The sequence below is a fragment of the Litoreibacter sp. GN1-5 genome (genome assembly GCF_055693805.1).
In genome coordinates, this window is the sequence record NZ_JBVFUP010000001.1 from 1 (window position 1) to 23,617 (window position 23,617).

A 23,617-nucleotide genomic window follows, 5' to 3' on the forward strand; every position below is an offset into this window, starting at 1 on the left:
TACGTATCAGATCTGCGTATCTGGGACTGTCTTGTGTTTCAGGGATCGGTTTGATGTTTGAGTAGCTGGCGCAATTTTTCTGCTATTTTTTTGTAGTTAAGCTGACGGTCAGGTCTCATATTGGAGTTTTCAAATGTCAAATACACAGCTGGTTGGTCGTAATGGTGTTGGCTTTGGCAATAAGGTAGAAGCTGATGGGGTGGGTGTCCGGCGAGGTGGTGTAAAGGGGTCCGACACGGGGTCTGATGGCGGCTCTGCAGGTGGTGTGCGGTCTGGCGGGGGTCGTGACGGTTCGGTGTCCCAGCCGCGCGTTCAATTGAAGGGGCAGGTTTCGACTGCTGAGGGTCGTGCGGAGCTTGCGACAGCAATTGACGGAATGACGGCACAAGAGCGCACGTTACGCGAACAGATTTTCATGGATTTTTTAATTGATGAGTTTTTGGGTGGCAGTGGCGACGAAGTTTCTCTGGATGGTTTTAAGACACCCAAGGTTGTTGTTGCGGTTCCTGGTGATCGCAAGACGCAGCTTCCGGATGGTGCGAACGGTGCGTTTGTGGCAGGGCGGAATGGTGGGCGGGGGACGATTATCCTGCGGGCTGGCCTGACACCATCTGAGCGTCAAAAGACATTGAACGAGGAGTATGGGGAGGCTGTCGGTGCTTATATGGCCTCCAAAGGTGTGGACGTCGCGCCGGGTGATGTCGGGGCTCGGATTGCGCGGGTTGTGACTGGCAAGCCTGTATCGCGTGAAGCCACGCCCGGTTTATACAGATCGCAATCTTCCGACACGGCCCAGGTTCGGTTGGATGGGCAAACGGTGCAGGCGCAGGCGCGGATTACGACGGATGCGCCTGTCCAGCAGGTCACGGCGTCGTTTGAATCGTCCAATGAGCTGATGGTGCTCTACACTCCCAAAGGGTCGAAGAAACCTATCGTCGTGGCGCGCAAGAAAAAGCAGACACCGAATGCCCAAGATAAAGTTCCTTTTGTTGTCACGGATCTGACGGCTAAACTGCCTGACAAGCTTGATGGTGAGTTCAGCGTTTTCAATGTTGATAAAAGCCACCCTAAAGGTGGCTACGTGGTGGCGACAACTGCGGCGAAGGTTGATGGCAATCCTGCAGGAAGTACGTCACGCAGCACGCGCAATGCAGATGGCTCCATTACAATTTCTTTTGATGAGTTTGGCGACGGCCGAGTAGATGGCTTGGAGCCCGATGGTTCTGTTGGCTTCAAAGGCGATGGTGATTTTAATGATGCCATTATAACCATCAAACCTCAGAAGAAGCCAAGTGCAACACCGGATGGCAAGCCAGCACCATCTAAGCCAGGCGATGGGTCAGAAGGTGATACGGTCACCACTGGTCCAGTCGAACCTGCGGGTCCTTCCTTTGGCTCGCCGGTTGACGCGACCGACGCCCCGCCTTCTGTGCCGAAGGGCACCATCAAGAAGTCGCGCACGAAGGTTGAGTTCAATACTGAAGATGAGTTGGTGGTTGAGGTTTTTGATCCCAAGACGAAGAAATGGACGGTGATTGCCAGGAAGGGCTTTGGATACCAAGAGACAGAGCAATATGTCGATATCAACCAGGTTGGCAAAACGCCGCCTGCGGTGCGGGTGCGCAATATCACCCAAGACGGCGCGATCATCTCGGGCAGTGATCCGCAACGTGCGCGGCTATTGGTCAATCCTGAGGAAGGGACACAAGCGATCGGGTTTGAGGACCGCCTGCGCTCCAAAGGTGATGGTGAGTTTGTAGGCGATGATTTCCGCGACGCGGTTGTGTCGTTCAACGTCAAGCCCGGTGCCAAGAGCGCGGTTGGCAAGCCTGTGGATACGACGACGGGCAAGCCAGCCGAGACGAAGCCGTCTGCGGGTGCCAGACCCACCGATCCGACGGAGTTCACACCGGAGCCGCAATATCAGGAGATCGGCGACAAGATCATTGCGGCCAATGACGGCAAGCCTGTGACGATGAAAGATCTGCCCAAGCTGATGGAGAAGAAGGGCGTCGTGACCAAGGACGGTCTTGAGTATGGGGGTGATGCGAAGGGCAAGACGGCTGCGATGTTCGCCCTGCAAGCGGCCAATCGTGGCAAGCCTCTGAGCGCCAAAGACATTGCCAAGTTCATTGATCGCGGTGTGATTGTGATCAAGGATGGTAAATGGAGCGTCGATCTGACGAAGTTGGAACCAACAGAGCTCAAGCGCATTACCTTTGCATTGAACAAGAACAGCAAGCTTTTGACCTTTGCGTCAGATACCGAAAAGGGGCGCAACAAGATCACGGGCCAGTTGGGCTTTGACGACAAGAAACTGCGCACACGGATTGATGACAGCTATGGCAATGGCGACGGAACTTTGCACCCCGTCGAGATCAACCGCGCGATTGATGACGGCTACCTGATTATGGGCCCCGATAACACGTTCGTCACGCGCAGCAGCGTCAAAGAGACAGACCCAAACAGCAAAACCGATGATGGAAGCACTGCGGCTGAAGAGACGGATGGCTTTAGCGTCTCGGCGGACGATTCCAGCGGCCTGAAGCAAAAAAGCGGCGGTATCCGCCCAAGTGTGCAACGGATTCTTGATGGAACGCCTGCTGGTGGGTTTAATTCTCTGCTTGGCGTTTTTCTGGAAGAAAACAAGCAGACCGAAAAGGATCTAAAAAACTGGGACGTCAAGCTTGATAGCAAGGACAACACCAAATTTGTCATCACATATAAAGGTAAGAGCGTCGTAAAAGGGCGCCTGTATCAACGCTCGACCGACGGGAGAGAGGTCGAACCGTATAAACCCAGTGGCAATGATGCCTTTCTTGATATGATGAGTGATGTTGTTGATATTTTTATCTTCAATACCAAAGATAGTAAGGGCCGGGTAGGAAAACGCAACAAAGCCATGGGCGCAGGCATTGCGGGTATTGTGCGTTCTCTCAATATCATTGGCGGTGAGAAGCTTTTGGACGAGGTCAAGGATAACGGCATTAAATCTCTTAGCGTCATAGATGGGACGACTGAGGAAGACGCCTACGGTTCACCTGACTTCAAATTCGAAAGCAAAAGCGATGTTGACCTCGCTCGCGATCACGGCCCATGCGCGCGACATTGAAAAATATGTCGATGAGGATGGGACCGGCCTGCGGGCGGATATGGTACAGAATTTTTTCTATCGTATTTTGCAGGACGGAACAGGCAAAGCCGGCAACGTAAAAAATCCCACAGCGTGGAAAGAAGCTCTCGAAAAGGACGATGTTGGTGATCTCGATGCAAGTAGCAGCGGTGGCGAACATAGTGAGATCGCAAGCCTATGGTGGATGGTCGCCAATGGTAATGCCACTCCAGCAGAGGCCAGAGCGCTTGGCGCCAAGTTCTCTGCAACGTTTGACTACTTCAACAAAAACTACGCCAAAAAGCTAGGCGTCGATCCCGTCCCAACTGGATCGGTTGCCACCACCGGGACGGACATTGCGGGATCAGGCAGCGTGAACGCTGAAAAGTTTGTTCAGAACATGAGCAAAGCCGGCTTCGACTTCGATGATGACGGGACAAGCCTCGAAGCAGGTGAGGGGGCCAATGTGCTCATGGCACTGAATGGTGGCAAGCCCATGAGCGCCAAGGACATCGACCTGTTCATCAAAAAAGGCATCATCAAGATCGACGAAAAATCCGGCACATGGTCGATCAACAAAGATGCCATGACAGGTGACAGACCAAACCGCATCGTCGCAAACATCCTGCGCTCACCCTCCCTCAAAAAAGGGGAAAAAGACGACCTCCTCGACGCAATAGGGGTCGACATAGAAGACCGGAAGTTGCTGGCTAAAAAATTCCCAGACGGACAAGGTGGCATAAACCCAGACGCGATTGAGAATCTTGATACACCGATATTCTCAAAGGGTGGATCAGGCCTGTTTGTTCTCGATGATAGGGCGCTGAGCAAAATGCCAGAGCAAGCAGCGCCGATCAAGAATCAGAGAGGTGGTGAACTGGACATTGATGATATTCCCAAAGAAAATCGACCCCTTCCTGCACCGCCGTATGAGCGCGGCACTGAAGGTTCGTTAGAGGGTGACATTTTTGTTGATAAGAACGAGGACGGTAAACGCCAAAAGGGGGAGAAGGCCTTGGAGGGCGTTCCAGTGTTCATCGACGAGAACGCGAATGGTAAACAGGATAATACTGAAGTAGGTGTTCTGACCGACCGAAATGGGAGCTACCTGATCAAGAATTTGCCGGCAGGTCTCCAAGGTGTGACGGCGAATTTGCCGGGTGGCAGAGCAGTGCGTCAGCGGCGAATTGGGCCAAAAGGTGAGGATTTGAATGCTCCTAGCGGAACGATACCTACCTTGCCGCCGGTGCAGCCTGAGGCGAATGATCGCGCTGCGAGACGCGCGACTACTCCAGTTTCATCTAAGGGGCCGGAACCCGCTTCTGAACAATTTGGTAGCGAAGGCGGGCCGAATTTTGCAAAAAAAGCAACGTCTGTTACCGCTACTGAAGATAGCAAACAGCGGGCCGTCTTTACCTACCCCTCTGGTGAGCAGATAAAGGGACGCGACAGTATCCATGTTATGGTCGACGGTAAGCCTAATCTTGAGCATGAAACCTTTTCAGGCGGGCCGACATTTTATGGTGGGGATTCAACTGATCCAGTTTCAGCGCACGCAACTGCTGTTGCAACACGTTTGGTGGGCAAGCGGATGCCACCAAGCATTACAAATCCGGATGGAGCTCGCGTTTCGGCGTTTTCCGCAGACGCGACACTGATCTCACTCAACGGTGTTAATCGCGATCCGAAAACAGGTAAGGCAAAGCCGGATACAACCAAGTTGCTCAAAGCGCTGGACGATACGATAGAAACTGCCCGCACCTCAAGCGGACGCCCAATCGTGCTTACGTTACCGCTTGGTAAGTCAATCCGGTTCGGCGATCCTAACAGACGTAAGATATTTCAAAAATTTCAGGAGTTAAATAAATTGGGAGTCATTGTCGTTAAGAGTTTTGGCAATCGCTCGGGGTTTAATGCTCGCCAAGATAGTCTGAATGGAATGCCCGGCGTCATCACAGTTAGCGGAACGGATCCAGAAAAAGCCACCGAAATCGATCCAGATGCCCGGTTTGAGCCCGACGGCGTCACAGTGAGTACGGATTACGAGTTGGTTGGCGCCTCGTGGGAAAACAACACTGAATTCGGTCCCAGAGATGGCACCAGTTTCTCTGCCCCTGAGGTTGCTTCGTTGATTGCCGTTGGTCAGGAATATGCGATGTCAAAGGCCGGTGTCGGTAGAATGCTCACACCTGACGAATGGAAATGGGTGCTCAATAAAGCTGGAACAAAATCGTTCAATACGCGAGATGACGAAGCACAAACCTCTGGGCCATTCACCGTCCTGTCGCCCAAAGCTGTGCGTAATGCGATCGACACGCTTCTCAAAAACAGCACACTAGTTGTCGAAAACGTGCCGAAGGGCGGATCATCAGTTATTGATTTTACCATCACCTAAGACGAACGGTGAGATGGGAAAGCAGAATTCGGCGGATGGGCGGCATTGTCAGGTTAGTTTCTTCAATCGCAACTAGGCTGATGCGTCTCAGACGGCAGTTTCTCAAACTTTGGCCTGAAGCGAGATAGGGTTTTGACTGGATACAGTTATCCAGCGAGCTCGGCAAACGGTTGTGTCGCAAAGTTTGCGCGGATGTTCTATGTCGTCCACTGATTTCCCCATGAGGCCGGTTTGATGCTATCGTTCAAAGGTGCGCAGTTTCCGAAGCATGTGATCCTGCACGCGGTTTTCTTCTACGTGCGCTACGGCGTGAGCTACCGTGATCTTGAAGAAATATTGGCCGAGCGTGGCGTAGAAGTCGACCACGCCACACTGAATAGATGGGTGATCAGATATTCTTCCGCACTGGCCGCGCACGCTCAGAAGCGCAAAGCTCAGACCGCGCAATCGTGGCGCCTAGATGAGACCTACGTCAAGGTGCGAGGTGAGTGGTGTTATTTGTATCGGGCTGTGGACCGATATGGGGAAACGCTTGATTTCATGCTTTCTGAGCATCGCGATGAGGCCGCCGCGCTGCTTTTCTTGACGAAAGCGATCAGATCCAACGGTCTTCCCAAGGCCTGTGCGATTGACAAGAGTGGTGCAAACACGGCGGGTCTCAACGGCTTAAGCGCAACTCTGAAAGATGCGGGATCACGGCTATGTTGCACAAATCAGCAGCTGAAAATAGGTGCCCTTTCCCTAGACGGATTCATCCTACGGCAACGGTTTTGGTTAAAGTAAGCAGGGACTGAAATCACTGCACTGGTTGGGGGTTCGCCGTACTAATCACCTTTGAATGTCTGATCGGCATCACGGTCTCGGCGCATCAGCCTTTGCGCATGGCGTTGGTTCCTGCGCTAGTTCCAAGAGCATTGATGTCACGAGCCATTGCGCTCGACTCCCTCGTCTTCAATCTGACTCGAATGATTGGCCCGGCGTTGGCAGGGGTTCTCATTGTATCGATCGGTGTCCCTATGGTTATTTTCGCCGGTGCAATCGGAAATCTGGTCCTTGCTTCGGTCGTTTGGTCACTGAGAAAAGAAGTAACGACCCATGCGCAATCAAGCGGTGACTTCCTTTCTCAACTGCAAGATGGCTGGTCCGTCATTCGAGAAAGCCGGGAAGTCCAAATGGCGTTTCTTCTGACAGGCGTTTTCGGGTTGGGAGGGAGGGCGTGCAGCAGTAGACCTGTTCCCACTTTTTGCGGCGGCTGCCTTTAATCGCGGTGCAGACGGGGCCGGGCTTTTACTCTCGGCAGCGGGGCTGGGTGCGGTCGTTGCCGCTGCAATCCTAGTGCTCCGTAAAAACCTTCCCGAAAACATCGCAGCATGTCTCGCGTTTGTGGGCTTTTCGGCTCTTTGGGTCATGTCGCGAACGGAGAGTTGGGCGCTCGGCTTGACCTGCGCGGCTATCCTGGGCTGTTCGGCATCCATCGTTAGTGTAACAAATCAATCGAAAATACAGCAGTCGATTCCTGACGGTTTCCACGGTCGGGTTATGGGCCTGTGGATCATGATGCGCATAGGTTCAACGGCGCTTGGTACAATCATCTATGGTTTGCTTTCCGACATTACCAGTTTGCGCCACACCTCCACTGCTGTCGCGATATTTGGAATGCTAGCCGTAGTTGGTATCGTTAAGTTAAGCCGAGACAGGGCGGAAGATCGGACAACCCGGTAGCAGACATCCGTGCTTGCCGCAGCATGCGGTAACATCGACTTATTTCCGGACATTTGGATAACTGACCCTTATCATTTCTTCTCTGCTCCAACCATGCTGGAAAGATCCAGGTTCGATCAAATTGACTCATCGGAGTAGACTTAGCCCTGAAACAAGCCAAATCGACCGTTAGATTTGGAGCCCGTAAATTCGATAGTTTGATCCGAAAGCGCAATTTCGGGGGTCGGAGGTACGTTTTCAATGATAATGAACTGGCGATCATGGCCCTGAACGCTCAAAGGGGTCAGAAACGGCAAGATTTTAGGAGAGCAGAGTTGCCCGTTTAATTCTGTCGATTGTTGCGACACCGACATTGAAGTGCCGGGCAATTGCGCGGATGGATTGGCCTTCCTGTAGCATGGTTCTGACCTGATCTTGCTGGTGGGTTGTGAGCTTGAGTTTTCGCCCGAATTTCACGCCGCGTTTTTTAGCCGATGTCCGGCCTTCTTCGGTTCGCTCGTTGATGAGGTTTCTCTCCAGTTCGGAAAGGCCTGCAAAAACAGTAAGAAGGAACTTTCCCATTGAGCTTGTGGTATCGGCCCAGGGCTCCCGGAGCGACCGGAACGACGCCTCTGCGGCTTCAATCTTCCGGGTGATGACAAAGAGATCATGCGTGGATCTGGCGAGCCGGTCCAGGCTGGTGACGACGAGCGTATCACCTGGTAGAAGGGTGCTCAGCATCTTCTCCAGCTGAGGACGGCGACGGTCATATCCGGTCAGTTTCTCCTGGAATATCGTGTTACAGCCCTCGGCCTGAAGGTGCTCGATCTGGCTTTCGAGGTTCTGTCCTGTGGTGGAAACGCGCGCATAGCCGATCAGCATGGTTTTGCGCCTGTTTTTCGGGTTCTAATGCGGAACGCAATTACGGATTCAGTAAGGCTTTGTTTTTGCGACCGGAAAAATTCGTTCCGTTTGTTATAAGTTTCGGAACATATCATGCCGCCACCGGCATTTCATTCAGGGGCAGGCGCGCATTCATGTCGAGATCGAAGACACCGTATGGATTGATGTGGCTGTATGGCAGCGGGTTCAGGGCAGCCATGTCGCGGGAGGTCATTTTCTTGCGCCAGATCTGATCCGCCAGAACATCCTGGATCATGAGTGTATTCACGTAGACCATGCTGGCTTGAAGCAGATGCAGTGACAGAACTGATATCTCCTGATCGTCGCGCCGATTGGATACCAGCTCATTACCGTTGCCATAGAAGATGAAGTCGTTCACCCCGTTCCAGCGCTCAATCACGTTGAGGCCGGAATTGATTTCACGCCGCAAATCCTTGTCACCAAGGTATTTGCACAAAAAGATCGTCTTAGCTGCTTTGCCGAGTTCCAGAAGCGCCGAAAACACCGGGTGGCTTTGGCCGCGGATGAAACGGCGCAGAATGGCCTCTGGTTCCGCGGTCCGCTGTTTCAGGGCAGTTGCCAGCTTGATCATCTCATCATAATGCTGAGCAATCAGATCCCAATTGATCGGTTTGGGCACAAAAAGGGGCTCGAGATTTGGATAGGTGCGTTCGGATTTTGGAAGAGCCCGCACCAGCTTTTGACGCGCTATTCCTTTAAACCGGGGCATGAGTTCAAACCCCAGCAAATAGCAGAAAGCAAAACCGACGACGCTCTGACCGTGGGTATCAACAAACTGGCGATCAATCTCAAGTTCGGTACCGTGATGCAAAACACCTTCGATCATTGACGCCACTTCTGAGGAAGATACCTGCTTGAGCTGCGAATGGATGCAAGTCGCCTTCGCATCGACGTGCCAGTAGATCACGACACCCCGCCCGCCATAGCGCTGATGCCACTCGGTCATCAGGTTCTGATCCCAAGACCCGAGCTGGGTTGAATCCGACGCACAACTGCTGCTTCCATCGCCCCAGATGTCTGTGGCGCGAATGCGGTTCGTGGCATCGGCAATGGCACGGGTTGCAGCGCGCAGTGCATTTTTGTGTATGAAGCGCTGCCGGATATAGAGCAACTCTTTGTAGGTCACATTATGCGGCCCGGCAGCGATAGCCTTTAGCCCGATATTGGTTCCGATCCCATAGAGCGCCAGTAGAAGCCTGCGGGATACCTCATCACCGGACAGGGCTTGTCGCGCTGCCGCTGTTGGGAAAGATCTGGTGAAGCCGATGCGCAGATCGACTTCCTTGAGCACATCCAACAGGCTGGTCATGGGCCATCGGCGGGTCAATTCCTCCTTCAGTGCATTCAGCATAGCCGGATCATCCTGAGCCTGCAGTGGTTTGAGCGATATCCGGGTTTTGCCGCCCCGCGATTTCAGCGCCACGTCGTTGTTCGAGGGCAGATCGCGATTGAACACATCTAGGGCGGTGATGAGATTACCCTTGAGGCGTTCGACGAAGAGATTAGCTTCCAATGGCTGTCCAATGTCCTGGAAATACTGCTCTTTTTTGTCATCGAAATCCTGTGGCAAATCCTGATCCGGATTGCAGTACCTGGCCGCGCCTTCAATCCATACTTCCTTGGTGCGTAGGCGCTCCCTCAGGCTTTGAAGGACACAAATCTCATAGTTGAGGCGGTTGATGCGGGATTGCCCGCCTGGTCCGGGTTCAATGACAACATCTCGCCACTTGGGTCTGACAACGCCGTCAAGCGGCACCTCATCGAGAGAAAAGTATTGCGGTTTCCTGCTTGTGTCTGCGGCCAAGACTTCAATGGCATCCAATAGCGGGCGCCAGTTCTGATTGTTTGACCTGAAGGTGAGCGTCTTGAGGATCACGGGAAGAATGCGCCGGTAATGCTGCGCATAGGATCGGCGTATCTTACGATGCACGCGGTATGAAAATGATGGGTTCTCAGAACGATATTCGTTGGCCAGATCGCTTACGGTCTTCTGGCTGACCACCGGGAAAATCACATCGCACACGCGACCGGTCGGTTCCGCTTCTGCCGCAAGCGCCATCTTGAACAGCAGTGTCGTCTTGCCTTCAACCTTGCGAAACTCGGCCACAAGCTCCTTGATGACCTTGGTTTCCGCGCGAGCAGATATCTTGTGGGTGATGCTGATCAGAAGATCACCGAGTTCGTCGGTCAATTCAGCAGCGCGGGGAACAAGAAAACAGCATAGCAACGCATATCGCGTCTCATCCGGGTGTCGGCGCATGTCCCACGCATCTTCTGTGCCCGCCCGCAGCCGAAACCGTTCAACAATGTCAGGATGCACATCCGCCAAGATCGTCTGATCCAAACCGACTGCACAAACGGTTTCCAAGCGTGTCACCGTTCTGAGCACATTTTCGACGCTGGCTGCTCCAGAACTGCGCGATACTTCGGCAAAAGAAGAAGGGCCAGCCGTCGTCTCAAGCAGGGCATCAAGGCGCGCCCGATGGTCATCGGAAAGTCGCCCAGCGATCCTGGTAAACAGAATACGCTCAAACCGGCGCTCTGCCTTTGCCATCAGATTTGCCAGGGCTTTTACCTTGGGCCGGATCATTCGCATGGACAAGAACCATTCTGTAATGGCAGCGTCCGATGTCGCTTCATTTGGGGCGGTCGGCAAAACGGTCTCGACCAGCCAGTTCAGGAAAACCGCGCGAGTCTCCTTTTCAAAGTGCTGAATGTCGAGAAACGCAATAACCTGGTGTCGATAAAAGCGAGCCGTTCTCTTCGGAACGACGGGAAGCCCATCATCATTGGCACTACCAATCTGCGACGCCAAAAACTCAAGCACCTGCGCAGAACCAAAATCCAACAACGTGGGAAACTGCGCGTGAAGTTGGAAGTACTTGAGGTAATAGCAAAGCGTCAGACGCCGCTTCTCAGACACGCCCTTCAACAGGCCACGCTCCGCGTCGCTTACAATCCAACGTGCCCTCAGCTCCTCATCCGACCAAATCTGCTGCATACATATTCCAATTATAACTAATATCGGAATATACTTACGGAACATACCACCTTGTCAATAGATCAAACCAAACCCTGAAATCTTGCCGCTTTTACCCCACTTCGTGCGTACTGGGCCAGGTTGAACGACCATTCCCTTCTTCACTTCAGACGCTCAACAGTCGGCGAATTTCGCACCTTTAGTGAATGTCGGCTGTGCAGGCTGCAACTGCAGCAGTCGGGGACTTCGTTAGAAGTCGTCTGTGGATGGCTCCTGCATTGCAAGACATTTTTGACGTTTATTGCGGCGTTTAATCAGTACAGTCGTCTGTCCGGCCTGTTCATGTGGTGATCTGCCACTGGCCTTGATGATTTCCGCAAGCGAGGTTCCAATCGGCTTCACGGCCTTCGAGGGCCAACGTCATTCCCGGAGTGTCCTCGCTCTTGGTTGACTTAGTCCGCATCATCACGTCATGCGCCTTGCATCTCTGGCAGGTGTCCCGATCAGGTGACCGGCTGCCGGTAATTCTCCTGTCTCGTCAACATTGCCCAGATCACGCGCGCGGTTTTGTTTGCCATGGCAACTGTTGCAAGTCGAACCGGCTTTCCAGCGAGCATCCTCGCTGTCCAGATATCGACTTTCTCGGGATGGAGTTTTGCCATCAATGCGCGCGATGTCATGCCAACGATAAGAAGTTTCCTGAGGTAATGATCACCTTTCTTGGTAATCCGCCCAAGCCTCTCTTTGCCGCCACTGGACTTGTTGAGCGGGGTTAAGCCCAGCCAAGCGGCCAGATCTCGTCCGGTTTTGAACTGTTTGGCGTCGCCGACGGTCGCCACGATGGCCGACGCCGTAATTGGACCAATCCCAGGCACCTGCATCAGTCGGCGTGCGTTGGCATCTCGCCGAGCATGGCTCTCGATCAACTTGGAAAAGCCTTCAATTCGGGCGCTGAGCCCAAGGAGTTGATAACACAAGGTGCCGAGAACCCCGTTCGCCAGTTCGGGAATTTTAGGTTGATCACCGTCCAGGTGGCTTTTGGAAAAGCGGGCCACAGCCTCAACCCCGGTTGGGAGAACATAGCCAAACTCACGCAGCATCCCCCGTATCATGTTTGAGACCTGGGTTCTCTGGCGGACGATGAGTTCGCGCGTGCGGTGGGCGGTCAAAAGAGCTGGCTGGTCTTCGGTCTTGATCTCAACAAATCTCATCGTCGGGCGGCCAACCGCTTCGCAGATTGCCTCTGCATCCACTGCGTCGGTCTTTCCGCGTTTGACATATGGCTTGACGTAAGTTGCTGGCATCAAACGGACATCGTGCCCTAACTTGCGAAGTTCACGGCCCCAATGATGGGCCGAACCGCAGGCTTCCATACCGACCACACAAGGCGGTAGGCCCTCAAAGAACTCTAACAGTTTTGCGCGTTTGATCTTCTTGTTGAAGACCTTGTCGCCAGTCACAGAAACTCCGTGAACCTGAAAAACATTCTTGGCCAGATCCAGTCCTATGGTTTTTACTTGCATTGGGTGGCTCCTCTCAAAAGCAGATTTCGACACCTGCATTATGGCGCATTGCGACGCCGGGTGGAGCAGGAGCCATCCACTTCATCCGCTCAGTCGTGACATTTGCTGCATGGCTGCGACAATCATGCCGCATGCGCGAGTAAATGCTGCGTCAGCGAAGTGGGAAAAACGAATGTCGGGAAAGTCCGGAGGCTGTGTGGAAACTGGCTGAGATAGTTCAATTTTGCATAGAGACAGTGCGTGGGAGCGCATTAGTCATGTTGGGGGCCATGAAACAAATGGCTGGAAGATCACACTAGATAAGGCAATCAAAATGATCGAGGACGGAGAATTCCGTTTTTACGTGTCGGTTGGTGGCGACCGGGTTGGGGTTATCGTGGCTGAAAGTAGGTAGGGCATGTCACTCAGCTGGATGATCATGGTTGGACAGTCCTGAACCTGCCAGCCATTGCCCACGAAGATCAGGTCATCCCAATCGGCACAGGTCGCAATCATGGCCGGCTGTCCGATCTCCTAGCCGAACTCCTCGCTTTCCCCTCTGGCAGACATGACGATCAGGTCGACTCAATCACCCAGGCCCTCGCCTATGACGTTCCGACCGGACCAGATGTGGTCTGGATTTGATACAAGCAAGGCTCTGACTGTCGCTTCACCACAAGGCTCAAAGCTGTGGGAAGTGTCGGAAGAGGCGACGGGATTCAGCTGGGCCTTCTGATTGTCGCACTGGTGAGGTGTGTTTAACGCTCCTCGCCACAGCGGACATTTATCCATTTGGCAGCATCGGTGACTCTGGGCTCTCGCGGCACATTCGCCGCGACCCGAACAAATGTCCGGTTCAGTAAAAATCGAAGCTCGTTGCACCGTGCACGAATTGGTAAGATGCGGAGATATTGTTGAAGAAGTCGGCGTTTGGCCCAATATCGAGCCTTGCTGAAGTCGCAACTACAGTGATTTTCAAATTTTGAGCTTCCATAGCCCATAGCCGTAGCGGCCATAGCCAAGACCAAGGGTGGTGATGTGTGGGTGTGGTGGGGGCATCCGCTAAGGATGAGGGAATCACGAATACGATCCTCGATGGCTGCAAATGTGAAGAAATGGTAAATATGCGCACATCAAAACAGAACATACTCTATGCTGCTAACGTAAGCGAATGAAAAATGGAAACAATTTAGATCAATGACTGATAATTGTCGCCGATTTTAGTCTATATATTTTTGCATGAAGTAAGGTAATCCATACCCGTCAAACTATCTCACTTGACCGCCACACCATGCTCTGAAATCTATTGACATAGATCATTTATTTTTGTGTCTGACTGTTATTTAGGTCTGTTTCATGAGTATTAGTTGTTTAGTCCCGGCATGTGGTGGGTCGGATCGACATTGAAGCGTTCCGGTTCGGTTGTCCAGATTTTGCAGATGTATTCGAATGGTGTGAGGCCTTGCAGCGTCTTCAATCGGCGTGCGTAATTGTAGGCTGCAATGAAGTCGGTGACGTGCGTTTCAAGCTGTGAATGTGTGTCATAGTGATATCGCTTGACCGTCGCCTCTTTGATTGTCCGGTTCATGCGTTCAACTTGGCCGTTCGTCCACGGATGGTTCACCTTTGTCAGGCGGTGGTCGATCTCGTGCTCGCGACAAACGCGATCAAAGATGTGCTCGAATGCGGATGTGTCCTGTTTGCGATTGGTGAACTGGATGCCGTTATCCGTCAGGATCGTGTGGATCCTGTATGGCACGGCGGCAATTAGATTGCGCAGGAATTGGGCGGCAATCATCTTGCCCGCCTTCTCATGCAGCTCGACATAGGCAAACTTGGAGGTTCGGTCGATGGCCACGAACAAACGGATCTTCCCCTCTCCAGTGCGTACTTCTGCGATGTCAATGTGGAAATAGCCAATCGGGTAACGTTTGAACTTCTTCTTCGGCTTGTCGCCCTCTTCTTCGGCTTGTCGCCCTCGACATCTGGAAGACGGCTGATCCCATGCCGCTGCAAGCACCGATGCAATGATGATCGGGTGAGATGCGGAATGCTGGGCTGCAGCGCATAGAGACAATCATCCAGAGGCAGCAGCGTGTGCCGCCGGAACGCGACGATGACGGCTTCCTCTTCGATGCTGAGAACCGTGGAATGGGCTTCCTTCGGCCCCATAGCAGCGTCTTGAACGCTGTCACGCTTGCGCCACTTTGCGACGGTCTTGACGTTGATGCCCAGTTCCCGACTCAGCGCCGCGTTCGAAGCTTGCGATCGCTGTATGAGAGCTCGGACGGCGTGCGTGGTCTTGGCGCTCCCGTGAAGAATTTGTCCCATAGTTCACCCTTCTGATGGTCACAAATCAGTAGACCACCACATGCCGGGACTAAACACCTAGTAGCTTGGTTTCTCAAACCGTGGCGGACCCTACAGATTTAGGGCGCCCAAAGTCTGGGAGAATAGGTCGACGAGGTATATTGGGTGTTCTTGCTACTGTCATGGCCGCGCTGGGATACGCACCGCCGGAGCCAGATTATGCTTATCACTATTCAACCACGGCTAACATAGAATCTATAGTTGCAAGCCAACAAATTATGCCCTCACTCTATAATAATGGCTGGAAGAATGCCCGCTTGGGATCGGGAGTATATTTTTCTCGTATTGATCCGATCACGAGCGGCTTAAGTCGAGCGCAAATTTCGAGGGCTTTATTTGGCATACCGTTTGCCACAAAACGAGTTGAGGCCTTTGCAATGGTAAATATTGGAGCCGGGGGGGCGGGACGAACAGGTATAGCTATAGCTTCAACGATCCAATCAACTTCAGCGAACCTCATTCGTATTGCACGTTCGCGCACTTAAGGGGAATACTTGTTCGTTGTCTTGTTTATGATACTTTATCCTATTCATGAATTGGAGCCTCCAGAAAACCTGGAGCGGTTCACGTCCGTATTTCGCTAAGGAGCCCCGCCCATGCCGGACCGGCATTCCACAGAGGTTGAGGATTACACCAAGCCATTTCTGATGATGGCCTTTGTTGTGCTGTTCATGGGGCTGTTCACGCTTTGGGCAGTTGCGGGATATGTGATGTCATTGCTGGCAAGTCTGATCGTTCACCTGTTGATCAACATCATACCGCAGCGCGATTAGCATCACGCACAAGCGCTTGCTGCCGCCTCCAGCGCGCCGCGGCCATGTGGTATTTCTAGCGCAGTCAAGCCGGCCTCAATGCTTGCCAAAGTACCAAGGATCATATGCGCGTTCACATGGCCCATATGTCCGACACGGAAAAACCCGTGCCATGCTGGATCATTCGGTGTGGCCATTCCCAGACCGATGCCAAGCGTCACACCCGCATTCTCGGTCAGCCAGTCGCGCAGTTGTGTGCCAAGGGGTGCCCTGATCCGAACCGACGTCACCGCGTTGCTGCGATGGGCGCGATCTGCGATGTTCAGCTCTATCGGGCCGTCCCTGGACCATGTCTCAAACGCAGCCCAGACTGCCTTGGCAAGCTTTTCATGCCGGGTCCAAACTGCCTCTAGCCCCTCTTCATGCAAGATCATATCAAGCGCTTCGCGCAAACCATACAGATGATGGGTTGGGGCTGTGCCGCACCAGTGTTGATAGTATTGCGCGGGCCGGGACCGTGGCCGCCAATCCCAATAGCTGGAAACCCGTTGCATATCGCCGCGTAGCTTATCGGCCTTTTCATTGAAGAACACGAAGGACATGCCCGGCGGGACCATCAATCCTTTCTGAGACCCTGCCACCATCACATCAACGCCCCATGCGTCCATCTCAAAGCGGTCGCAGGCCAGGCAGGCGATGCAATCGACCATCAACAGTGCCGGATGATCAAGCTGCGCCATGTCCTGCCCTAATGCTGCAATGTCACTTTTCGCGCTGGTGGCTGTATCTACCTGTACGGCCAGGACCGCCTTGATCGTATGATCTTTGTCTGCGGCCAGTGTCTCTCGAACCTTGGCGGCGTCAAACGGGCTGCGTTTACCAAACTCCAGCACCTTGACCTTGATCCCAAGGCGGCGCGCCATCTCGGCCCAGCCATGGCCGAATTGCCCCGTGGCCAGCACCAGAGCTGTATCACCGGGACTTAGTATATTTACCAAAGCGGCTTCCCACGCGGCATGTCCATTGCCGATATACATCGCAACATGACCCGAACTGCGGGCGACTGCGTTCAGATCCGGCACAAGGCTTTGGGTCAGGTCAACCAGCTCGCCCGTATAGATATTGGGCGCGGCACGATGCATGGCATTCAGCACCCTGTCGGGCATCACAGAAGGGCCGGGAATGGCAAGGATATGCCGTCCGTTTGCAAGGGTCATAAAACATACCTCTCAAATCGTTCAGACAGAGTTAGACCGACCACTTCAAAGCGTCAATTGCCCGACAGTTCACCGTTTGTGATAGCGCTCAGCAAGCTTTGTGGGGTCAGCGCCCATGAGGTAGCGCAGCAAAGTCCACAGATTGCGCGTGCCGCGTCTGATCCAGCCAGTTTGGGTATAACGATCCGCGCCGGTCAGGATGAAACCGTCAAGCAATGTAATCCGCCCCTTCAGCGCGTGAGCAAGAGCGACATCCTCCATCAAGGGCTGATCGGGATAACCATCTATGTCCTGATATAGCTTTCGCGAAATCACAAGCGCCTGATCACCGTAAGGCAAACCAAAGGCGCGGCTACGCAGGTTGGCCCAACCTGCAACAAGGCGCGGCATCACGCCCTTGGCACGAAACCTTAGCTGGAAGGCCGCAGCCGTTTCCGGACGGGTCTTGATATGCACCAACACCGCACCGACCCAATCAACAGGAAGGTGGCTGTCCGCGTGCAAAAACATCAACCAATCCGCCTGCGCTGCCTCAACCCCGCGTCGCAACTGACCACCCCGACCTTTAGGGCCGGTGATAACCTCAGCCCCGGCCTGTTCGGCCAGCAGGAGCGTGTCGTCAGAACTGCCGCCATCCGATATGATCACCTCCCGGATCACACCGGCAGAGACACCCGGTAGCAAACTATCGAGGGTCGCAGGCAAATCTTGTGCCGCGTTCAGCGTAGGAAGAATGATCGAAAGGCGGGGTGCCATAAGGGCCTGTTATTCAGCTGCGAACCTTCTATATGACAAAGACAGTCCAGAGTGGAGGGACGATTATGCCGCAAGATCGAAAACTGCTACGGATCACTGGCGCGGATCGTGAAAGCTTTTTGCAAGGTCTGATCAGCAATGATGTCGCCGGGCTATCCGACGGCTTGGTCTATGCGGCCCTTCTGACACCGCAGGGCAAGTATCTGGCGGATTTCTTTGTGGTGCCCGGGGACGACTATATCCTGCTGGATGTGGCTGCGCCTTTGGCAGATGGTTTGCTGAAACGGCTGAATATGTATCGCCTGCGCGCCGATGTGGGGCTTGAGATGACGGATATTGCCGTCAGCCGGGGTTTGGGCGATGCCCCTGACGATGCATTTGCGGACCCACGCTATCCGGCCTTGGGGTGGCGGCTATATGGTGCCAAGGCACAGCCACCAGATGTGGATTGGGACGCGTTACGGGTAAAGCACTGTATCCCGGAAACCGGGGTTGAATTGATCCCGAACGAGACATTCATCCTTGAAGCCGGGCTTGAGCGCCTGTTTGGCGTAGATTTCCGCAAAGGCTGTTACGTTGGTCAGGAAGTCACGGCCCGAATGCGCCACAAGACCACGCTTCGCAAGGGGTTGGTGACTGTGAAGGTAGATGGCACGGCCCCGGTGGGCACCGAGATAACGGCAAATGGCAAGGCAGCTGGTGTTTTGTATACCCAAGCGAACGGGCATGGCATTGCCTACCTGAGATTTGACCGCGCGACCGACGCGATGCAGGCTGGCGACGCGATGGTGTCTTGGAGCGATCCCGAAACATAATCCCATATGCAGTAGCAAAACATTTAGCTGTTAGAAACAGATAAGCGTTTTTAGGCCGAAACAAGCCTTGCGTAATAATTGATTTGCACCTGTAAGAAATAGTTAAGAAAAATAAAATCTGACTATTTACTGATCGCAATTTAACAACAGATGCGTTGGCGAACCGGTAATCTTTGAAAACTGTTCTTCCCCTGCGTGCAAGGTCATAAGACCTAGCAGTGCCTAACTGTTATGAAGTGTGTCGAAACACTTCCTCGACAAAATAGCTTACGGCATAGAGCACGAACCCTATGCCTGATGCGCATAATGGGGGAACCGAATGCGAAACGTGCAGATGGATAACTTGAGGGGTTTTCTGATCATCTGCGTGGTCTTCGGTCACCTGATCGAGTCTGGCCTGCAACAAGGCGGTTTGGTGAAGGACTTATATATATTTATATACCTGTTTCACATGCCTCTATTCGTTGGGGTCTCTGGATATTTTGCAAGGGTACGCATCGATTACCGGAAGATATTCACGGGTATTATTATTCCCTATATTATAGCCGAGCTAATTTACCGGTCATGGGCCTATTCTATGAATGGGAGCATGCCAGGTTTGCTTACCCCTTATTGGCTTTTGTGGTTTTTGGTTTCACTTGTATGCTGGCGTTTAATGATACCGCTATGGATGCGGCTTCCATTTCCCGTCCTAACAGCAATTTTTTTAAGTCTCATTGTGGGCTGTATTGACTGGGTCGGCTATTCTCTCTCGTTGTCCAGAACGGTATATTTCTTCCCATTCTTTGTGATCGGCTATCAGCTTTCAGAATGCGACATTGATAAGCTAAAGAAAATGGCTGTATTTGTTCCAATGGTATTGATGACATGTGTTGCTGTGTATTTCATACCAGCAGATTATTCTGTCCAATGGCTGTATGGCAGTCACCCATATACTGCGTTTGGCGTCACGGACGCAGTAGGAATTTTGCTGCGACTGACGCATTACATTGTAAGCTTTGCAACATGTATCGTCGTGCTTGTGCTTATCCCCAAACAAGAGAACCCTCTTACGCAGCTCGGCAAACGCACCCTGCCGATCTTTTTGGGGCATGGGCTTATCGTTCTTGCTTTGCGCGATATGGGCTACGGTCAAACCGATTATATATTAGTGACCGCCGCATTGCTGTCCTTGATGATCTGCACTGCGATTTTGATCACTTTAGACAGTTTGACGCGCAGGCATCAATTCAAGCTTTAATATTACAGTTAAGATAACAAACAGCGGTTACGCGTTTAAGCCTATATACAATAAGTCTGAGGGTGCAGATCTTCGTATTATTAATATTCAATGCCCTCAGCGGAACATGCGCTGATCATACCCTGTTTTAGCCTCAAAGCTTACGAAGTGCTGCGGATCACTTTGGCAAACTGCTCGAAAATCTCGGCATTGGCCGCAATAAGATGCCCGCCTTCCAGCAGGTTCTGATCTTTGCGCAAAGGCTCGATCAGGCCACCGGCTTCTTTTACCAGAAGGACGCCGCCCGCAATATCCCAGATGTTCAGGCCGCGTTCCCAATAGCCGTCATATCGGCCAGCAGCGACATAGGCCAGATCAAGCGAAGCTGCCCCCCAACGCCGCACGCCTGCGCATTGGGGCATCAGGTTGGCAAGATCCTTGAGCGTGGCGGGCAGGTATTTATTCGCAGCAAACGGCACACCCGTCGCATAAACCGTTTCGGCCATGGTGTTGCGGCCGGACACGCGCAAACGCTGGTCATTCATCCACGCGCCCTGACCTTTTTCAGCAAAGAACATTTCGTCCTTAGCGGGATCATAGACCACTGCCGAGACGATCTCGCGCTTATGTTCCAAAGCAATGGAGATCGCCCAATGGGGCATGCCATGCAGAAAGTTTGTAGTTCCATCCAACGGATCGACGATCCAGCGGCGCGTCGGATCGGTGCCTGTGATCTCTGTGCTTTCCTCGCCCAGCCAACCATAGTTGGGTCGCGCCTCAATCAGTTCCGTTTTCAGAATATCTTCTGCGGCAATATCGGCTTTTGAGACAAAATCCCCGGCGCCTTTCATCGACACCTGAAGGTTCTCGACTTCCCGAAAGTCCTTGACCAGACTACGGCCCGCAAGACGTGCAGCCTTGATCATGATGTTGAGATTGGCGCTACCTTGCATTGGGTCGTCTCCTGTCGCTCAGGCCGCGCATATAGCTGGCTACACGCATAAGGGAAAGGGCGAAGACGCATTGCAGCCGGGTCTGACGCTGGGTAGCGTGCGATCATGACTGCGGACAGGCCCGTTCTGGGCATCCTTTTGATGATCGGGTTCTGCGCGCTGGCCCCTCTGGGCGACGCCATTGCAAAAATATTGGGCGACACAATCCCGCTGGGGCAATTGCTGCTTGTGCGCTTTGCACTGCAAGCAGTGCTGTTGTTGCCAGTGGTCTGGATCACCGGACAGTCGCTGTGGATGACGCCGCGTGTCTTCCGACTGATGCTGGTGCGAACGGGGCTGCACATTGTTGGTATTGGGGCGATGTTCACGTCACTGCGGTTTCTACCTTTGGCGGATGCGGTGGCCATTGCCTTTGTGATGCCGTTCATCATGCTGCTTCTGGGCCGTTACGTGCTGGGCGAAGAAATCGGCCAGCGTCGCCTGATCGCCTGCTGCGTTGGATTTGGTGGCACGCTACTGGTCATTCAACCCAGCTTCGCCGCCGTTGGCCTGCCAGCCCTGTTGCCTTTGGTCGTGGCCGTTGTCTTTGCCTTATTCATGCTGGTCACGCGCCAGATTGCCAAACAAACCGAGCCGGTCAGCCTACAAGCCACAAGCGGCGTGGCTGCGACGATCATGCTGGGGGCCATCTATCTGTTATTCGCGGATCAGACCGAGATGCTTCGGATTGTTACGCCCAACGGGTTTGAGCTATGGTTGCTCGCTGTGATCGGCGTTCTTGGCACTGTGGCGCATCTGCTGATGACATGGTCCCTACGCTTCGCGCCCTCGGCGACGCTGGCCCCGATGCAATATCTGGAAATCCCCTTTGCCACTGTTATTGGCTACCTAATCTTTCGCGACTTGCCCAACGGGTTGGCGTTTGTCGGTATTGCGATCACCATGGGCGCAGGGCTTTACATCATCCTCCGCGAACAACAGGCAGCCCGGCTTATTCCGCCGGAAGCTTAGGGCGCTGTAGCTTGAGGGGCTCGGTCCGGGCCAGGCGGATCACATTTGACATGAACGGCTTTGAGGTATCCTCGACCCGCGTCGCTGCATACAGGCGGCGGGTCTTGCCGCCTTTGGTCAGCGGGCGCGTTACATAATCCGAGTTATACCGCACCTCGCGGACAACCCAGTCAGGCAGCACAGCAACCCCGCGGTTCGAGGCGACCAGCAGTAAGATGACAGCCGTCAGTTCCACCTGCCGGGTCGCGCGCGGTTCCACCCCAGCTGGGATCAACAATTCGGTAAACGCATCCAGCCGGGTGCGATCCACCGGATACGTGATAAGCGTTTGATCGCGCAGATCGGACGCTTCGATATATTCTTTCTGCGCCAATGGGTTCTGGGATGACGCTACAAAAACAGGTTCATAGTCAAAGAGTGGCGTGAAATCGACACCATCAAGGTTTTCCGGATCAGAAGACACAACCAGATCGACTTCTTCACGCAATAGCGCAGGCAATCCGTCAAACGACAATCCCGGCCGGATATCCACATCAATATCGGGCCACGCCTTACGAAACCCTTCCAGCACTGGGAACAACCACTCGAAACAGGCATGGCATTCGATGGCAATATGCAGCCGCCCCGTCTTGCCAGATCGTAGCCCCATGAAATCCTGCTGCAACGCCTCAACCTCGGGTAAAATCTTCTCGGCCAGTTTCAACAGCTTCATACCCGCCGGCGTCAGTTTCATTGGTTTTGAGCGCCGGATAAACAGCTCAACCCCCGCCTGATCCTCCAAACCCTTGATCTGATGGCTCAGCGCAGACTGAGTAATGTTCAACTGATCTGCTGCCCGCGCAAGCCCACCCGCCTGATGAATGGCCTGAACAGTGCGCAGGTGGCGAAACTCAAGATGCATGTACGCCTCATGATAATGTTGAAAGTTATGAAATTGTCTCACAAACCTGTCTATGGGACAAGACATACACATTATCAACTTTCCGGAGCCTGTAATGCCCACGCCCAATGTCTCGTTCGAATTCTTCCCTCCCAAAAGTTTGGAGGCCAGCTTTCGGCTTTGGGACACGGTGCAAACATTGGCTCCGCTGGATCCGTCCTTTGTGTCTGTAACCTATGGTGCCGGGGGCACCACGCGGCAGCTGACCCACGAAGCCGTGGAGACGTTGCACAAAACCTGCGATCTGCGCGTCGCGGCGCATTTGACATGCGTGGATGCGACAAAGGATGAAACCCTGACCATCGCAAATAATTACGCAAAGGCGGGCGTGACTGATCTGGTTGCCCTGCGCGGCGACCCCCCGAAGGCGGCGGACAGGTTTGAACCGCATCCGGACGGCTTTGCATCGTCGGTCGAACTGATCACCGCACTCAAAGACGCTGGCGATTTTACTATCCGCGTTGGCGCTTACCCTGACAGGCATCCCGACGCCGCTGATCTTGACGCGGATGTTGCCTACCTGAAACGCAAGTTTGATGCGGGCGCGGATGCTGCGATCACGCAGTTCTTCTTTGAGGCAGATACGTTCTTCCGCTTCCGCGATGCCTGCGCGCGGGCCGGGATCGACAAGCCGATTATCCCCGGTATCCTGCCGATCGAGAACTGGTCCAAAACCCGCAACTTCGCGGCCCGTTGCGGTGCTGTTATTCCCGCATGGCTGGACGATGCCTACACCACAGCCCAGCGTGATAACCGCGAAGAGCTTCTGTCCACGGCCATTGCGACCGAGCTATGCTCTGACCTGATTGATGGCGGTGTCGAAGATTTGCATTTCTACACGCTGAACAAACCAGAACTTACCCGCGACATCTGCGCCGCACTTGGGATTGCCCCGAAAGTAGCATTGGCCGAGGTGGCTTAGGGTCTATCCGATGTTTACGTCACGACATTGATCCAAAAATGAGAGAAG

General features: G+C 53.5%; 19 protein-coding genes and 2 pseudogenes. 12 read left to right on the forward strand and 9 right to left on the reverse strand.

Going from position 1 to position 23,617, the window contains the following annotated elements:
- Positions 1-133: 133 nt before the first annotated feature.
- The 5 genes and pseudogenes from ACZ1HF_RS00005 to ACZ1HF_RS00025 all read left to right on the forward strand — a co-directional run bounded on the left by ACZ1HF_RS00005 (position 134) and on the right by ACZ1HF_RS00025 (position 7,229).
- Positions 134-3,112 carry a hypothetical protein gene (locus tag ACZ1HF_RS00005; protein WP_472655589.1) on the forward strand — a complete coding sequence of 993 codons (2,979 nt, stop codon included), beginning with the start codon at positions 134-136 and terminating at the stop codon, positions 3,110-3,112.
- Between the two features lie 40 nt (positions 3,113-3,152).
- Positions 3,153-5,507 carry a S8 family serine peptidase gene (locus ACZ1HF_RS00010; RefSeq protein ID WP_472655590.1) on the forward strand — a complete coding sequence of 785 codons (2,355 nt, stop codon included), beginning with the start codon at positions 3,153-3,155 and terminating at the stop codon, positions 5,505-5,507.
- Positions 5,508-5,741: 234 nt separating this feature from the next.
- Positions 5,742-6,200, forward strand: a pseudogene (locus ACZ1HF_RS00015) (IS6 family transposase); the annotation flags it as partial.
- Between the two features lie 134 nt (positions 6,201-6,334).
- Positions 6,335-6,769, forward strand: coding sequence for an MFS transporter (locus ACZ1HF_RS00020; RefSeq protein WP_472658936.1), 435 nt, complete (start codon positions 6,335-6,337; stop codon positions 6,767-6,769).
- Positions 6,738-7,229 (forward strand): MFS transporter, encoded by a 492-nt coding sequence (locus ACZ1HF_RS00025; protein WP_472658937.1) that lies wholly within the window; start codon positions 6,738-6,740, stop codon positions 7,227-7,229. The genes ACZ1HF_RS00020 and ACZ1HF_RS00025 overlap by 32 nt, the downstream gene beginning before the upstream one ends.
- A gap of 300 nt (positions 7,230-7,529) precedes the next feature.
- On the opposite strand, the gene ACZ1HF_RS00030 is transcribed toward ACZ1HF_RS00025, so the two are convergent.
- The 3 genes from ACZ1HF_RS00030 to ACZ1HF_RS00040 form a co-directional block, all read right to left on the reverse strand.
- Positions 7,530-8,090 carry a recombinase family protein gene (locus ACZ1HF_RS00030; protein ID WP_472655591.1) on the reverse strand — a complete coding sequence of 187 codons (561 nt, stop codon included), beginning with the start codon at positions 8,088-8,090 and terminating at the stop codon, positions 7,530-7,532.
- A 112-nt stretch (positions 8,091-8,202) separates the two neighbouring features.
- Entirely contained in the window at positions 8,203-11,133 is a 2,931-nt protein-coding gene (locus ACZ1HF_RS00035) for a Tn3 family transposase (protein ID WP_472655592.1), read from the reverse strand.
- Positions 11,134-11,615: 482 nt separating this feature from the next.
- Positions 11,616-12,635 (reverse strand): IS110 family RNA-guided transposase, encoded by a 1,020-nt coding sequence (locus ACZ1HF_RS00040; protein WP_472655593.1) that lies wholly within the window; start codon positions 12,633-12,635, stop codon positions 11,616-11,618.
- A 223-nt stretch (positions 12,636-12,858) separates the two neighbouring features.
- Here ACZ1HF_RS00040 and ACZ1HF_RS00045 point away from each other — a divergent pair, with 223 nt between their 5' ends.
- Positions 12,859-13,029 (forward strand): DUF3892 domain-containing protein, encoded by a 171-nt coding sequence (locus ACZ1HF_RS00045; RefSeq protein WP_472655594.1) that lies wholly within the window; start codon positions 12,859-12,861, stop codon positions 13,027-13,029.
- Here ACZ1HF_RS00045 and ACZ1HF_RS00050 read toward each other — a convergent pair.
- Entirely contained in the window at positions 12,975-13,130 is a 156-nt protein-coding gene (locus ACZ1HF_RS00050; RefSeq protein WP_472659092.1) for a hypothetical protein, read from the reverse strand. The genes ACZ1HF_RS00045 and ACZ1HF_RS00050 overlap by 55 nt on opposite strands.
- An 847-nt stretch (positions 13,131-13,977) precedes the next feature.
- Positions 13,978-14,945, reverse strand: a pseudogene (locus tag ACZ1HF_RS00055) (IS481 family transposase).
- 161 nt (positions 14,946-15,106) lie between these two features.
- Here ACZ1HF_RS00055 and ACZ1HF_RS00060 point away from each other — a divergent pair.
- Together ACZ1HF_RS00060 and ACZ1HF_RS00065 are read left to right on the forward strand one after the other, a co-directional pair.
- A complete protein-coding gene (locus ACZ1HF_RS00060) occupies positions 15,107-15,469 on the forward strand; it encodes an HYD1 signature containing ADP-ribosyltransferase family protein (RefSeq protein WP_472658938.1) in 363 nt (120 codons plus the stop codon).
- A 111-nt stretch (positions 15,470-15,580) separates the two neighbouring features.
- The gene (locus ACZ1HF_RS00065) at positions 15,581-15,757 is read left to right on the forward strand and encodes a hypothetical protein (protein ID WP_472655595.1); all 177 of its coding nucleotides are present in this window, start codon (positions 15,581-15,583) and stop codon (positions 15,755-15,757) included.
- Between the two features lie 2 nt (positions 15,758-15,759).
- Here the strand turns inward: ACZ1HF_RS00065 and ACZ1HF_RS00070 are convergent, their stop codons facing one another.
- Complete coding sequence (locus ACZ1HF_RS00070) at positions 15,760-16,953, reverse strand: pyridoxal-phosphate-dependent aminotransferase family protein (RefSeq protein WP_472655596.1); 1,194 nt, start codon at positions 16,951-16,953, stop codon at positions 15,760-15,762.
- Between the two features lie 69 nt (positions 16,954-17,022).
- The gene (locus ACZ1HF_RS00075) at positions 17,023-17,709 is read right to left on the reverse strand and encodes a TIGR04283 family arsenosugar biosynthesis glycosyltransferase (protein ID WP_472655597.1); all 687 of its coding nucleotides are present in this window, start codon (positions 17,707-17,709) and stop codon (positions 17,023-17,025) included.
- A gap of 65 nt (positions 17,710-17,774) precedes the next feature.
- Between ACZ1HF_RS00075 and ygfZ the strand changes: the two genes are divergently transcribed.
- Together ygfZ and ACZ1HF_RS00085 are read left to right on the forward strand one after the other, a co-directional pair.
- Complete coding sequence (gene ygfZ, locus ACZ1HF_RS00080; RefSeq protein ID WP_472655598.1) at positions 17,775-18,524, forward strand: CAF17-like 4Fe-4S cluster assembly/insertion protein YgfZ; 750 nt, start codon at positions 17,775-17,777, stop codon at positions 18,522-18,524.
- 319 nt (positions 18,525-18,843) lie between these two features.
- Entirely contained in the window at positions 18,844-19,764 is a 921-nt protein-coding gene (locus tag ACZ1HF_RS00085) for an acyltransferase family protein (protein ID WP_472655599.1), read from the forward strand.
- 140 nt (positions 19,765-19,904) lie between these two features.
- On the opposite strand, the gene ACZ1HF_RS00090 is transcribed toward ACZ1HF_RS00085, so the two are convergent.
- The gene (locus ACZ1HF_RS00090) at positions 19,905-20,696 is read right to left on the reverse strand and encodes an inositol monophosphatase family protein (protein WP_472655600.1); all 792 of its coding nucleotides are present in this window, start codon (positions 20,694-20,696) and stop codon (positions 19,905-19,907) included.
- Between the two features lie 105 nt (positions 20,697-20,801).
- Between ACZ1HF_RS00090 and ACZ1HF_RS00095 the strand changes: the two genes are divergently transcribed.
- Positions 20,802-21,707: a DMT family transporter gene (locus ACZ1HF_RS00095; RefSeq protein WP_472655601.1), complete on the forward strand. Its 906-nt coding sequence runs from the start codon at positions 20,802-20,804 to the stop codon at positions 21,705-21,707.
- On the opposite strand, the gene ACZ1HF_RS00100 is transcribed toward ACZ1HF_RS00095, so the two are convergent.
- On the reverse strand, positions 21,688-22,608 hold the full coding sequence (locus ACZ1HF_RS00100) for a LysR family transcriptional regulator (protein WP_472655602.1): 921 nt from the start codon (positions 22,606-22,608) through the stop codon (positions 21,688-21,690). The genes ACZ1HF_RS00095 and ACZ1HF_RS00100 overlap by 20 nt on opposite strands.
- A gap of 94 nt (positions 22,609-22,702) precedes the next feature.
- Here ACZ1HF_RS00100 and metF point away from each other — a divergent pair, with 94 nt between their 5' ends.
- On the forward strand, positions 22,703-23,569 hold the full coding sequence (gene metF, locus ACZ1HF_RS00105; RefSeq protein WP_472655603.1) for a methylenetetrahydrofolate reductase [NAD(P)H]: 867 nt from the start codon (positions 22,703-22,705) through the stop codon (positions 23,567-23,569).
- Positions 23,570-23,617 lie beyond the last annotated feature (48 nt).

Bases quoted from the DNA above. Each gene is read 5' to 3' on its own strand.
- ACZ1HF_RS00005 (WP_472655589.1), top strand. From the start codon at position 134: ATGTCAAATACACAGCTGGTTGGTCGTAATGGTGTTGGCTTTGGCAAT.
- ACZ1HF_RS00010 (WP_472655590.1), top strand. From the start codon at position 3,153: ATGGTACAGAATTTTTTCTATCGTATTTTGCAGGACGGAACAGGCAAA.
- ACZ1HF_RS00030 (WP_472655591.1), bottom strand. From the start codon at position 8,090: ATGCTGATCGGCTATGCGCGCGTTTCCACCACAGGACAGAACCTCGAA.
- ACZ1HF_RS00035 (WP_472655592.1), bottom strand. From the start codon at position 11,133: ATGCAGCAGATTTGGTCGGATGAGGAGCTGAGGGCACGTTGGATTGTA.
- ACZ1HF_RS00040 (WP_472655593.1), bottom strand. From the start codon at position 12,635: ATGCAAGTAAAAACCATAGGACTGGATCTGGCCAAGAATGTTTTTCAG.
- ACZ1HF_RS00050 (WP_472659092.1), bottom strand. From the start codon at position 13,130: ATGATTGCGACCTGTGCCGATTGGGATGACCTGATCTTCGTGGGCAAT.
- ACZ1HF_RS00060 (WP_472658938.1), top strand. From the start codon at position 15,107: ATGGCCGCGCTGGGATACGCACCGCCGGAGCCAGATTATGCTTATCAC.
- ACZ1HF_RS00065 (WP_472655595.1), top strand. From the start codon at position 15,581: ATGCCGGACCGGCATTCCACAGAGGTTGAGGATTACACCAAGCCATTT.
- ACZ1HF_RS00070 (WP_472655596.1), bottom strand. From the start codon at position 16,953: ATGACCCTTGCAAACGGACGGCATATCCTTGCCATTCCCGGCCCTTCT.
- ACZ1HF_RS00075 (WP_472655597.1), bottom strand. From the start codon at position 17,709: ATGGCACCCCGCCTTTCGATCATTCTTCCTACGCTGAACGCGGCACAA.
- ygfZ (WP_472655598.1), top strand. From the start codon at position 17,775: ATGCCGCAAGATCGAAAACTGCTACGGATCACTGGCGCGGATCGTGAA.
- ACZ1HF_RS00085 (WP_472655599.1), top strand. From the start codon at position 18,844: ATGCGAAACGTGCAGATGGATAACTTGAGGGGTTTTCTGATCATCTGC.
- ACZ1HF_RS00090 (WP_472655600.1), bottom strand. From the start codon at position 20,696: ATGCAAGGTAGCGCCAATCTCAACATCATGATCAAGGCTGCACGTCTT.
- ACZ1HF_RS00095 (WP_472655601.1), top strand. From the start codon at position 20,802: ATGACTGCGGACAGGCCCGTTCTGGGCATCCTTTTGATGATCGGGTTC.
- ACZ1HF_RS00100 (WP_472655602.1), bottom strand. From the start codon at position 22,608: ATGCATCTTGAGTTTCGCCACCTGCGCACTGTTCAGGCCATTCATCAG.
- metF (WP_472655603.1), top strand. From the start codon at position 22,703: ATGCCCACGCCCAATGTCTCGTTCGAATTCTTCCCTCCCAAAAGTTTG.